Origin of the sequence: Massilia putida, from assembly GCF_001941825.1 — a bacterium.
Taxonomy (GTDB): domain Bacteria; phylum Pseudomonadota; class Gammaproteobacteria; order Burkholderiales; family Burkholderiaceae_D; genus Telluria; species Telluria putida.
The window spans coordinates 3724676-3737117 of the sequence record NZ_CP019038.1 but is presented as its reverse complement, the minus strand read 5'-3'; the positions used below and the strand labels follow the sequence as shown (position 1 = coordinate 3737117).

Sequence of the window (12442 nt, the reverse complement as noted above, 5' to 3'; positions counted from 1 at the left end):
TATGTTGAAGCGCTTGTGCGTTGTGCTGGCGCTTGCGGGCGTCGGCGCATGGGCCGCCGCCGCGGCGGTGACCGGCCCCAAGGGTTCCCTGGTCATCATCGGCGGCGGCCTGCGTGCGAACAATGCCGAGGTGTGGGAGAGGATCGTCGCGCTGGCGGGCGGGAAGGGCGCGCGCATCGCCGTGCTGCCGACCGCCGCCGAGAATCCCGCGAAGGAGGCGCAGCTCACCGTGGATGCGTTGAACCGTTACGGCGCCAGGGCCTTCGTCGTGCCGGTCGCGCCGCGGCTGGCCGGGCTTGGCGCGCGTAAAGCTGCCGACGATCCGGCCCTGGCCGATGCCGTGCGCAAGGCCGGCGGCGCGTTCTTCACGGGCGGGGACCAAGCCCGCATCACGGGTGCTCTGCGGCGCGCCGACGGCAGCAACACGGCCGTGCTGGACGCGCTGTGGGCGCTGTACCGGCGCGGCGGCGTCATCGCGGGCACGAGCGCCGGCGCCGCCATCATGAGCAGCACGATGTTCTACGACCCGCCGCTGGACGTGATGCCGGTGCTGAAGAACGGCGTGGTGGACGGCAAGGACATCGCGCCGGGCCTCGGCTTCATCGGCACGGACGTCTTCGTCGACCAGCACCTGCTCGCGCGCGGACGCTTCGGGCGCATGCTGCCCGCGATGCTGGCCAAGGGTTATACGCTGGGACTGGGGATCGACGAGAACACGGCCGCCGTCGTGGGGCCGGGGCGCGATGTCACGGTGATCGGTTATCGGGGCGCGCTCGTGCTCGACCTGCTCGATGCCAGCACCGACAAGGCTAAGCCGGGGTTTAATCTTTCAAACGCGCGCATCAGCTACCTGGACAGCGGCGACCGGTTCAACCTGGCCACGCGCACCTATGTGCCGGGGCCAGGCAAGGAGCCCGTGGACAGGAAGTACGTCGAGCACCGCGCGCCGATCTTCTATACCGACATCCTCGGCAACACGGCGGTCGCGGACCTGCTCGAGAAGCTGGCGGACAGCGATCTGGAGCGCGCCGTCGGCGTGGCGTTCGAAGGGCCGGACAGCCAGTCTCCGGACCACGGGTTCGAATTCACGTTCACGCGCATGCCGGACAGCGGGGAGTACGTCACGAACCGCGAGGATGCGTATTCGATCTACCGGATCAGGATGGATGTGCGGGCGGTGCGGGTGCACCAGCCGTTTTATACGGTGGAGTAGCAAGACCGTCGTTTCCGGCACTGCCGGAAACGACTTCCCCCATGCTGAAGTAGCGTAGTGCCGGCTTGGCGCCGCGGGCCCGCTTGCTCAGCATGGGCCCCGCTTGCGCGGGGGCGACGGTTAGGCCTTGAGCAGTGGCTTGAGATACTTGCCCGTCACGCTGTCCGGATTGTCAGCCACGTCTTCCGGCGTGCCGTGCGCGACGATCGTGCCGCCGCCCGCGCCCCCTTCCGGACCCAGGTCGACGATCCAGTCCGCCGTCTTGATGACGTCCAGGTTGTGCTCGATGATGACGAGCGTGTTGCCCTGGTCGCGCAGGCGGTGGATCACCTTCAGCAGCAGGTCGATGTCGGCGAAGTGCAGGCCCGTCGTCGGCTCGTCGAGGATGTACAGCGTGCGGCCCGTGTCGCGCTTGGACAGTTCCAGCGACAGCTTCACGCGCTGCGCCTCGCCGCCCGACAGCGTGGTCGCGCTCTGGCCCAGCTTGATGTAGCCGAGGCCCACGTCCAGCAGCGTGTGCAGCTTGCGCGCGATGACCGGCACGGCCTTGAAGAACTCGTGCGCATCCTCGACCGTCATCTCCAGCACCTGGGTGATGTTCTTGCCCTTGTACTCGACTTCCAGCGTCTCGCGGTTGTAGCGCTTGCCGTGGCAGACGTCGCAGGGCACGTACACGTCCGGCAGGAAGTGCATCTCGACCTTGATCACGCCGTCGCCCTGGCACGCCTCGCAGCGGCCGCCCTTGACGTTGAACGAGAAGCGGCCCGCGGAATAACCGCGTTCCTTCGCGGTCGGCACCGTCGCGAACAGATCGCGGATCGGCGTGAACACGCCCGTGTACGTGGCCGGGTTCGAACGCGGCGTGCGGCCGATCGGGGCCTGGTCGACGGAGATCACCTTGTCGAAGTGTTCCAGGCCGTGGATCGAATCGTGCGGCGCCGGCTCCGTCTGCGAACCGTACAGGTGACGCGACAGCGCCGGGTACAGCGTGTCGTTCACGAGCGTCGATTTACCGGAGCCCGACACGCCCGTCACGCACGTCAGCAGGCCCACCGGCAGCTCCAGCGAGACGTTTTTCAGGTTGTTGCCGGTCGCGCCCGTGATCACGAGCTGGCGGTCCGGGTCGGCCTGCGTGCGCTTCTTCGGCACGTGGATCTTCTTTTTGCCCGACAGGTAGGCCGCCGTCAGCGACTCCTTGCTCTTCATGATGTCCTTGAGCGAGCCCTCGGCGATCACGGCGCCGCCGTGCACGCCCGCGCCCGGGCCCATGTCGACGATGTAGTCCGCCGTGCGGATCGCGTCCTCGTCGTGTTCGACCACGAGCACGCTGTTGCCGATGTCGCGCAGGTGTTTCAAGGTCGCGATCAGGCGGTCGTTGTCGCGCTGGTGCAGGCCGATCGACGGCTCGTCCAGCACGTACATCACGCCGGTCAGGCCCGAGCCGATCTGCGACGCGAGGCGGATGCGCTGCGCTTCGCCGCCCGACAGCGTGTCGGCGCTGCGGTCCAGCGACAGATAATCGAGGCCGACGTCGTTCAGGAATTTCAGGCGCGCGACGATTTCCTTGATGACGCGTTCGGCGATGTCGCGCTTGGCGCCCGTCAGTTCCAGGCCGTCGAAGTAGGTCAGGCAGTCGCGCAGCGGCGTCTTCGCGACTTCATAGATGGCGCGCTGCTGCGGGCCGTTGCCGATCTTGACGTAGCGCGCTTCCGTGCGCAGGCGCGCGCCGCCGCACGACGGGCACTCCTTCTCGTTGATGAACTTCGCCAGCTCTTCCTTCACCGCCATCGAATCCGTCTCGCGGTAGCGGCGCTGCAGGTTGTTCACGACGCCTTCGAACGTGTGCTCGCGGATCACCGTGCGGCCGCGCTCGTTCACGTACGCGAACGGCACCGCCGTCTTGCCGGAGCCGAACATGACGACGTCCTGGGCGGACTTCGGCAGCTGCTCGAACGGCTTGTCGAGGTCGAAACCGTAGTGCGACGCGAGGCTCGTCAGCATCTGGTAGTAGAACTGGTTGCGGCGATCCCACCCCTTCACGGCGCCGGACGCCAGCGACAGGTTCGGGAACGCGACGATACGCTTGGGATCGAAGAATTCGATGTGGCCCAGGCCGTCGCATTCCTGGCACGCGCCCATCGGATTGTTGAACGAGAACAGGCGCGGCTCCAGCTCCTGCAGCGAGTAGCCGCAGACGTTGCACGCGAACTTGTTCGAGTAGATGTGCTCCTTCTCGGTGTCCATCTCGTACGCGACGGCGCGGCCGTCGGCGATGCGCAGCGCGGTCTCGAAACTTTCGGCCAGGCGCTGCTTGATCTCGGCGTTGACCTTGACGCGGTCGATGACGACGTCGATCGTGTGCTTTTCCGTTTTCTTCAGCTTCGGCAGGTCGTCGACGTCGTAGATCTTGGCCGCGTGCGTGCCGCTCTGGATGCGGAAGCGGACAAAACCCTGCGCCTGCATCGCCTCGAACAGGTCGCTGTGCTCGCCCTTGCGGTTCGCCACGACGGGCGCCAGGATCATCAGCTTGGTCCCTTCCGGCATGGCCAGGACGGCATCGACCATCTGCGAGACGGTCTGCGCGGCCAGCGGCTCTTCCGGGTGGTCCGGGCAATACGGCGTGCCGACGCGCGCGTACAGCAAACGCAGGTAGTCGTGGATCTCGGTGACGGTGCCGACGGTCGAGCGCGGGTTGTGCGACGTCGCCTTCTGCTCGATGGAGATCGCGGGCGACAAGCCCTCGATCATGTCGACGTCCGGCTTTTCCATCAGCTGCAGGAACTGGCGCGCATAGGCCGACAGCGATTCGACGTAGCGGCGCTGGCCCTCGGCATACAGGGTGTCGAAAGCGAGGGAGGATTTACCGGAACCCGACAGGCCGGTGATGACGATCAGCTTATTGCGCGGCAGGTCAAGATTGATGTTCTTGAGGTTGTGCGTGCGGGCGCCGCGGATACGGATTTCTTCCATTGTTGTTTGAAGGCTTTCGAATGGTTGCGGGGCCGGCGCACGAATGGCACAGGTGAGCGGGCCGAACGGGAAAGCGCACTAGTTTAACTGTTTTTATTTACAGTGGTATGCCGGACCGCGAAAAAGTGCGCAAGGGTTAGCAGCATGATATGACGACCTGTCAAGACCTGCTGTGCGAGGACAACTGTGTGGTCGGTATGTGGTCCGGGTACGGGCCAATTCAATGACAGACTCACCAGAAAGCCAAAAAATTTTTCACCGGTTGGATTGATGCGTATCTCTTCCAATTTGGGCACTTCGCCCCCATTTACGTGGTCTGAGCACAGGTAGCAAAACACGGTGTCCGCCACCCTGAAAATTGCTCAAAAATTTGCCTGCGAAGCCAGCCAAACAGGCATAATAGCGGACGCAATTCCCATAGTTTCCCCGACGCCTAGTCATCACGCAGAGTCGGGGACCATCCAAAGGAGCTTTACAAAATGGCATCAGTTAACAAGGTCATCATCGTGGGCAACCTCGGCCGCGATCCGGAAATCCGCTACATGCCGAGCGGCGACGCCATCGCGAACATCGCCGTGGCCACGTCCTACAAATCGAAGGACCGCAACACCGGCGAGCAGAAAGAGCTGACCGAGTGGCACCGCATTTCGTTCTTCGGCCGCCTGGCCGAAATCGTCGGCCAGTACCTGAAAAAAGGTTCGTCGGTCTACGTGGAAGGCCGCCTGCAGACCCGCAAATATACCGACAAGGACGGCATCGAGCGCTACGCCACCGACATCATCGCTGAAAACATGCAGATGCTGGGCGGACGCCAGGGCATGGGCGGCGGCGACAGCTACGGTGGCGGCGACGACATGGGCGGCTACGACGCCCCGCCGAGCCGCCCGGCCCCGCGCCAGGCCCCGCCGGCACCGGCCGCACGTCCGCAGCCGAAACCGGCACCGAACTTCTCGGACATGGATGACGATATCCCGTTCTAACGAGTACTTTTAGGACGATGTAACTAAAAAGCCCGTGAGCCCCGTGCTTACGGGCTTTTTTCTTATGTACATTTTTTCTTGTGTAATGTATTGTGAGGTGAATGAGGCACTTTTGAAAACGTAAATAAATGGCTGAGAGCTACGCTGTCAAGAACATCGTTTTCGAATCAGGCGAGCGTTTCTCATTGCTGGTCGCCCGGCGCACTGGGATGCCGCTGTTTGACCCGCCGGTCTTTACTCTCACCGAATTCCGGGCACGCAATCGGGCGAGCGCTACGATTGAACAAGTCCTGCGCCCATTGAAGGTGTTTGTACTCTTTTGCGAGGCGCACCAAATTGACAAGCATTATTTAGATAGCTTTATCGTATCGCCATCGATATGGATGTCATTCCGTATGAAGTCAATCCTCAACGCTCGGTTAATACGCTCACGCGCGAGGTCACTGGAGCTAGTTCCGATAATTCGGCAGACTCGACGTGTCAACTCCTCCACATTCAATTCCTCTACGCTTTCCAAAACGTAAAGCGCGACATTGCCGAGTTCTTCTAAGCACACTTCCTGCACCTTACGTCTAGAGCTAGGGTAGAAGCATGCGCCCCGAAAGTGATACGTCTTGGGGCCAATACGTGCCTCATGCCAAACGAAATCTTCTTCAGCACCATTCGCGCTGATGGAATCAGGAAACAAGCTGCTAAGCCGGGCTTCAATTTTTTTGTCAAACCTACCTAGCCCCCATGCTTTGGCAAGCCGTTCCATGACAATAGACTTTAAAACCGGGCCCTCACCGTCAACAATTATGGCAAGCTGGTCACTTAGTTCGCTATCTGATTCAGGAAGAAAGAAATCGCGCGCGGAGCCACCGCTTGGAATTACAGGGCTATAAATTTCATATTCATGCTCTTCCAAACCATACTCCATTTTTATTATCTGCGCGCTTAAGTAAGCTGCTCTAGCTGGATTAAGACCAATCGGCGCCTAGCGCCTCCGCCTGTTTCAACACCAGCTCTACCGCCAGCTCCTGCTGGTCCGGGGGATACTTGTACTTTCGCAAAACTCGTTTGACCATGAGACGCAAGGTAGCTCGGACGCTCTCCCGAGCCGACCAGTCTACGGTAATATTCTTCCGAAGATTCTCAGTGAGTTCGTGCGCAATCTTCTTTAGGGTTTCATCGGTCAACTCGCGAACAGCGGATTCGTTCGTAGCCAGTGCGTCGTAGAATTTGACTTCATCGTCCGTCAGGCCCAACTGCTCCCCGCGGTTGGCGGCATCGCGGAACTTCTTTGCCATCTCAACCAGCTCTTGCATGACCTGAGCCGTTTCAATCGAACGATTTTGGTAGCGAGTCACCACGTTGGAAAGGAGTTCAGAGAACTTCTTCTCCTGTACCAGATTGCTGGCGAAGCGGCTCTTGATTTCACCTTCTAAGAGACGCTCCAGCAGCTCTACCGCCAGGTTCCTTTCGGGCAGATTCTTGACCTGCGCTAGGAATTCGTCCGACAGCAGTCCTATGTTCGGCTTTTCCAGCCCAACCGCATCAAAGATGTCCACAACACTCTCAGACACGACAGCAGAATTGATAATCTGACGAATGGCGTGCTCGCGTTGCTCATCAGTCTTCTTCTGGGCAGTAAGGTCCTTCTTGGTCAGGATGACTTTCACGCCCTGGAGGAACGCGACTTCCTCGCGTACTTCCTTGGCCTCATCCAAGGTGCAGCACAAGGTGAACGCCTTACTCATTGCCAAAGCGGTGTCTGCGAAGCGCTTCTTGCCGTCCTTGATGCCGAGCACATGGTTGGCAGCACCTGCTAACGCCTTATGTCCGGCCGTCAGGAAGTCGCTGTAGTCGAAGTCATGTAGCATCCCCCTGAGGACATCCATCTTCTCCATCAACACACTGTAGGCCTCGCGAGCATCCACGGTTGGCTTCCCGCGGCCGCTCGACTGCGTGTACTCCTTCATCGCGGCCTTCAATTCATTGCCGATGCCGATGTAGTCGACAACAAGGCCGCCTTGCTTATCCTTGAACACCCGATTCACGCGGGCGATGGCCTGCATCAGGTTATGGCCCTTCATTGGCTTATCTACATACAGCGTGTGGACGCAAGGGGCATCGAAGCCGGTGAGCCACATATCCCGGACGATGACCAACTGCAGCGGGTCCGTCGGGTCTTTGAATCGCTTCTCAAGGCGCTTCTTTACTTGGCCGTTGTAGATGTGTGGACGCAGCAAGGCTTTATCGCTTGCCGAGCCGGTCATGACAATCTTGACGGCGCCCTTTTCAGGGTCTTTGTCATGCCACTCAGGACGAAGCTTCACAATCTCGTCGTACAGATGCACGCAGATGTCCCGGCTCATTGCCACCACCATGGCCTTACCTGACTGGGCCTTACTGCGTTCCTCAAAGTGTGCAACTAAGTCAGCTGCTACGCTGGCGACCCGAGGCCCTGCTCCGACGACCTTCTCGAGCGCAGCCCAGCGACTTTTCAGCTTGGACTGAGTGCTTTCCTCTTCGTCCTCAGCTAGCTCGTCGACTTCGTCGTCAACGTGCGGCAACTCTTCCTCTTTCAGCTTCAGCTTAGCCAGGCGCGACTCGTAGTAAATGGCTACTGTGGCGCCATCTTCCTTGGCCTGCTGCATGTCGTAGACCGAGATGTAGTCGCCGAATACCGCGCGGGTATCGCGGTCTTCGCTACTGACCGGGGTACCGGTGAACGCCACAAACGTGGCATTAGGGAGCGCGTCACGCAAATGTTGAGCGTAGCCGACCTGATACGTTTCGTGGCCGGGTTTACCTTTCAGCTTCGCCTCGAATCCGTATTGAGTTCGGTGCGCCTCATCGGCAATCACTACAATGTTGTGTCGGTCAGAAAGTACCGGGAATGTATCCTCGTCCTCTCCCGGCATGAACTTCTGGATAGTGGCAAACACGATGCCGCCTGACGGGCGATTCGCCAGCTTGGCGCGTAGGTCCTGGCGAGTGCTAACCTGCACTGGCTGCTCTCGCAATAGGTCCTGAGCTAGGCTAAACACGCCAAAGAGCTGCCCATCCAGGTCGTTGCGGTCCGTGATGACAACAATGGTCGGATTTTCCAGCAAGGGCTCTTGCATTACACGAGCTGCAAAGCATGTCATGGTAATGCTCTTGCCGCTTCCCTGGGTATGCCAAACCACGCCGCCTTTGCGGGTACCACCAGGTCGCGAGGCTGTCACTACATGGCCGATTGCGGAGCGCACCGCGTGAAACTGGTGGTAGCCTGCAACCTTCTTGACGAGGCGGCCATCGTCCTCGAACAGCACGAAGTAGCGCAGATAGTCCAAGAGGTAGGCTGGTGCCAGCACGCCACGCACCAAGGTCTGCAGCTCATTGAATTCGCCCAGCGGGTCTAGCGTCTCACCATCAATGGTGCGCCAAGCCATAAAGCGCTCACTACTGGCCGACAACGAACCTAAGCGTGCTTCGCTGCCGTCGGAGATAACCAGTACTTCGTTGTACTGGAACACATCCGAGATTTGCTCCTTGTACGTTTGTATCTGGTCGTAGGCCTTCCATATGTCAGCCTTCTGGTCGGCAGGGTTCTTCAACTCGATGAGCACCAGAGGAAGACCGTTAACGAACAGGATGATGTCGGGTCGACGGGTATGGTGCGGACCTTTGATGGAAAACTGGTTCACCGCCAGCCACTCGTTACGTTCAGGGTTCGCCCAATCAATCAGACGCACGAAGTCACCCCTGGTTTCGCCGTCCAGTTGGTACTGGACCGGCACCCCGCCTACCAGCAGCTTGTGGAAATGCCGATTAGCGGACAACAAGGATGGAATGCTCAAGTCGAGCACCTGTTTTAGCGCGTCTTCCCGAGCATTGGCAGGAATGCTCGGGTTAAGCTTCTGAATCGCTCCGCGTAGACGATAGGCCAACTGAACCTGTTGATAGCCAACGCGTTCCGGCTGGGGACCGTCATGAGCGATGTCCGGGCCGTAGAGATGGGTATAGCCGATGTCTTGCAGCCATACAAGGGCTTCGTGTTCCAGTTGGTCCTCTGTCATCGTTCGTCTCAGGCTGCAAGAGCTTCAATTTGGGCTTCTGCTTCGGGGATACGCAACTGGCCAGAAATCAGCCGAGGCAAAAGAGTATCGCGAAGAGTGGCAAGCTTTTGAGCTTGCAAAATATTTAAATTTGCACGCTCGACGAACGATGTGACAACTTTAGAATAAGCAATTTGAAGCGACTCCGGCGGCATAGTTATAGGCATCAACTCCATCGAATTCCGCCATTTTGCGTAAGGAATTGTTGAACCTTCCGAATGCTGCGTTGCGTACTCAACTGTGCCATCCTGATATGCCTGAAATAGAGCAAAAGCAGCCACACTTGGATTTACGGGCATTAACGTAAACACTGTGGTGCGGGTAACGCCATCGAACGGGGCAGAACATACCTTATGGAAATACGGTCGCATAGCACCGAATAGAACGTCACCTTTTTTAAACAACACCAAACTGCTATTGGCCTCTTGTCCCGATTTATACTCCTGAAGAAATGGAGATTTGGTACTAATATTCTCAATCGGCACGTACGGTAGCGATGCAGTGAGTTCCGACGGCTGTACCCGTTCGTTACGAAGCTTGAGAATGTCACCTAACGCACCGACCCTCCACCCCCTCGGCACCGCCCCGAACTCCGACTCCTCAAAATTGTCTGGAAACAAAGCCGCCGTGGCCTCATCCATGCCTTCCGGAGCGCAGCCCTCCATCTTGGCGCGCACTGGGTCGAAGTCGACGAACCATGACTTGAAGAGTGCTTGGGCGATAGCCTCGAGCGTGGCGTTTGTTTCGCGCAGGAGGGTGATACGGTCGTCGAGAGCCCCAAGTAAATTCGCAATCTCTCTTTGAATCCTGAGTGGAGGTAGCGCTAGTTTAAATTTGAAACAGTCCCCAACACGGATGTGGCTCACCACCGAACCAGAGCCTTCATGACTGCCGAATTGCTGCTGCAAAAACGGCGACAAAAACGAATAGAGCAAGAAACGAGAGTCAAGGAGTCGAGGATTTGCCCTGTACTGCATCAACCTCTGGCCTAAGAAGACACCATCAGCTTCGGTGACTAATCCGACTTCGCCAATCGGCGCCTCACGAGTCAATACCACATCGCCAGGTCGTAGCTTGGCACGGCGTGTCCATTTCTCATATGTCGCTTGTTCAACATGCCTGCATTCTCCGAGGTCAATGCGACCTCTGCGCACATTGGTAGTACGAATCATCCGATATGGCGTGACATCGGCGACAACCGGAGCAGTCTTGTTAACACAGTCAACTATCAGTTCACAGACTTGCTCAATCTCGACGAGGGGCCACTCAGAACTCATACCCTAACCCTCCCAATTTCTGGCGAATCAGCAGGTCCAATTCCGCACCCTTAGCCATCTGCTCACCCAACTTCTCCGTGAGCTGCTGCATTTTGGTGGCAAAGTCTTCATCGTTGTCTTCCACCTCTTCAGCGCCGACATAGCGACCAGGCGTAAGCACATGGCCGTGCTCAGCAATTTCGGACAGTTTGACGCTGCGGCAGAAGCCGGCAACATCCTGGTATTCATCCGCATCCGGCTCACCGCGCCAAGCCGCAACAACGTTCGCAATGCGCTCAATCACCTCGTCGCTCAGCTCGGACTGGACACGGCTAATCATCGTGGCGACCTTACGGGCATCAATGAACAGCACCTCGCCCTTACGATGGGTCTTCTTCTTGACTAAGAACCACAAACAAGCTGGAATCTGTGTATTGAAGAACAACTGGCCTGGCAGCGCTACCATCACTTCGACGACATCGGCATCGACCATCGCAGCACGAATCACGCCTTCATTGTTCTGACCGGAGCTCATGGAACCGTTAGCCAGCACGATGCCAGCACGCCCTGTCGGCTTGAGGTGGTACAGCATGTGCTGCAACCAAGCATAGTTGGCGTTGCCTTGCGGCGGGTCCCCGTAGACCCACCGAGGGTCACCAGTCAGGCTGCCGTGCCACCAATCACTGATGTTGAACGGTGGGTTGGCCAAGATGAAGTCCGCCCGTAGGTCTGGGTGCTGATTACGTGTGAATGTGTCTGCTGGCTCTCTACCAAGATTAAAGTCAATCCCGCGGATGGCCAAGTTCATTGCAGCCAAGCGCCAAGTCGTAGGATTGGCCTCCTGCCCGTAGATAGACACGTCACCTAGCTTTCCGCCGTGAGCCTCGATGAATTTTTCGGATTGCACGAACATGCCGCCCGACCCGCAGCACGGGTCGTAGACCTGGCCGCTGTGCGGATTGAGGATGGCAACTAGGGTCTTCACGATACTCGCAGGCGTGTAGAACTGCCCGCCGCGTTTGCCCTCGGCGCTTGCAAACATGCCGAGGAAGTACTCGTACACCTGGCCCAGGACGTCGCGAGCAACGTTGGGGTTGTCGCCAAAACCGATGGTGGAAATCAAATCGACTAGCTCGCCGAGCTTCCCGTCCGGGAGCTGCGCCCGCGCATAGCGCTTGTCCAGAATCCCTTTGAGCTTGGAGTTTTCTGCTTCTATCAAGGTCAGCGCTTCGTCAATGCGCTTGCCGATGTCGACCTGCTTAGCTGCCGAGCGCAACGCCTCCCATCGTGCTGCTTCGGGCACCCAGAACACGTTGGCCGCTTTGTAGTAGTCGCGGTCTTCCAGCTCCTCTGCAACCAGCTCGGCATCGGAGTCATGCAAGAAGTATTCATCAGACTCGTCGGCAAACCGCTTCGTCAGCTCGACGCGACGTGCGTCGAAGGTGTCGGAGATGTACTTCACAAAAATGAGGCCGAGGACGAGGTGCTTGTACTCGGCCGCGTCCATGTTCGCGCGCAGCTTGTCGGCTGCTGCCCATAATGTTTTCTTAATATCGTCAAGCATCAGAAACTGGTAACGGCGTTGGTAAAAGCCATATTATGACCAGTTTTTGCGTTCTCTTCGGAAATTATGATTACAGCAACTCGACTGTCGTTTCCGCGCGAATTTACGCATGAGCTATCCTAAGGTCGCCAAGATTGTTCTGACGCCATACGCTTCGAATGAGCCCCGTCGTTCCACATGGTGAGAAAGTATCAAAACCCTTGATACTTCGTGATACTCGCTGGTCCGCGCCTAGCTAGCTAGCGCTGAAGCGGGTGCATTCCGCGGGTTGAAGGCGTTACCTCCTTGCCTCGGCGCGGGAGTATCACGCGAGAACATTCCAACAGTATTTAGAACCCGTACTCGTACAGACTCGGGAGCCGTGCTGATGAGCT

7 protein-coding genes are annotated in these 12442 nt (G+C 58.5%); 2 read left to right on the top strand and 5 right to left on the bottom strand.

The window, feature by feature from the left end:
• Nucleotide 1 precedes the first annotated feature (1 nt).
• Nucleotides 2–1213 carry a cyanophycinase gene (locus tag BVG12_RS18770; RefSeq protein WP_075793723.1) on the top strand — a complete coding sequence of 404 codons (1212 nt, stop codon included), beginning with the start codon at nt 2–4 and terminating at the stop codon, nt 1211–1213.
• 120 nt (nt 1214–1333) lie between these two features.
• Here BVG12_RS18770 and uvrA read toward each other — a convergent pair whose 3' ends face one another.
• The gene (gene uvrA, locus BVG12_RS18765; protein ID WP_075793722.1) at nt 1334–4183 is read right to left on the bottom strand and encodes an excinuclease ABC subunit UvrA; all 2850 of its coding nucleotides are present in this window, start codon (nt 4181–4183) and stop codon (nt 1334–1336) included.
• Between the two features lie 479 nt (nt 4184–4662).
• On the opposite strand from uvrA, the gene ssb reads away from it, so the two are divergent.
• Nucleotides 4663–5163 (top strand): single-stranded DNA-binding protein, encoded by a 501-nt coding sequence (gene ssb, locus BVG12_RS18760; RefSeq protein ID WP_036233516.1) that lies wholly within the window; start codon nt 4663–4665, stop codon nt 5161–5163.
• Nucleotides 5164–5509: 346 nt separating this feature from the next.
• On the opposite strand, the gene BVG12_RS18755 is transcribed toward ssb, so the two are convergent.
• The 4 genes from BVG12_RS18755 to BVG12_RS18740 are packed head-to-tail and all read right to left on the bottom strand — an operon-like array spanning nt 5510 to nt 12068.
• Nucleotides 5510–6070: a DUF3320 domain-containing protein gene (locus BVG12_RS18755; RefSeq protein ID WP_075793721.1), complete on the bottom strand. Its 561-nt coding sequence runs from the start codon at nt 6068–6070 to the stop codon at nt 5510–5512.
• Between the two features lie 52 nt (nt 6071–6122).
• Entirely contained in the window at nt 6123–9209 is a 3087-nt protein-coding gene (locus BVG12_RS18750; protein WP_075793720.1) for a type I restriction endonuclease subunit R, read from the bottom strand.
• A gap of 8 nt (nt 9210–9217) precedes the next feature.
• Complete coding sequence (locus BVG12_RS18745; RefSeq protein WP_075793719.1) at nt 9218–10525, bottom strand: restriction endonuclease subunit S; 1308 nt, start codon at nt 10523–10525, stop codon at nt 9218–9220.
• Nucleotides 10515–12068, bottom strand: coding sequence for a class I SAM-dependent DNA methyltransferase (locus tag BVG12_RS18740; protein ID WP_075793718.1), 1554 nt, complete (start codon nt 12066–12068; stop codon nt 10515–10517). Before BVG12_RS18740 ends, BVG12_RS18745 begins: the two co-directional genes overlap by 11 nt.
• Nucleotides 12069–12442: the final 374 nt, after the last annotated feature.

Bases quoted from the DNA above. Each gene is read 5' to 3' on its own strand.
- BVG12_RS18770 (WP_075793723.1), top strand. From the start codon at position 2: ATGTTGAAGCGCTTGTGCGTTGTGCTGGCGCTTGCGGGCGTCGGCGCA.
- uvrA (WP_075793722.1), bottom strand. From the start codon at position 4,183: ATGGAAGAAATCCGTATCCGCGGCGCCCGCACGCACAACCTCAAGAAC.
- ssb (WP_036233516.1), top strand. From the start codon at position 4,663: ATGGCATCAGTTAACAAGGTCATCATCGTGGGCAACCTCGGCCGCGAT.
- BVG12_RS18750 (WP_075793720.1), bottom strand. From the start codon at position 9,209: ATGACAGAGGACCAACTGGAACACGAAGCCCTTGTATGGCTGCAAGAC.
- BVG12_RS18745 (WP_075793719.1), bottom strand. From the start codon at position 10,525: ATGAGTTCTGAGTGGCCCCTCGTCGAGATTGAGCAAGTCTGTGAACTG.
- BVG12_RS18740 (WP_075793718.1), bottom strand. From the start codon at position 12,068: ATGCTTGACGATATTAAGAAAACATTATGGGCAGCAGCCGACAAGCTG.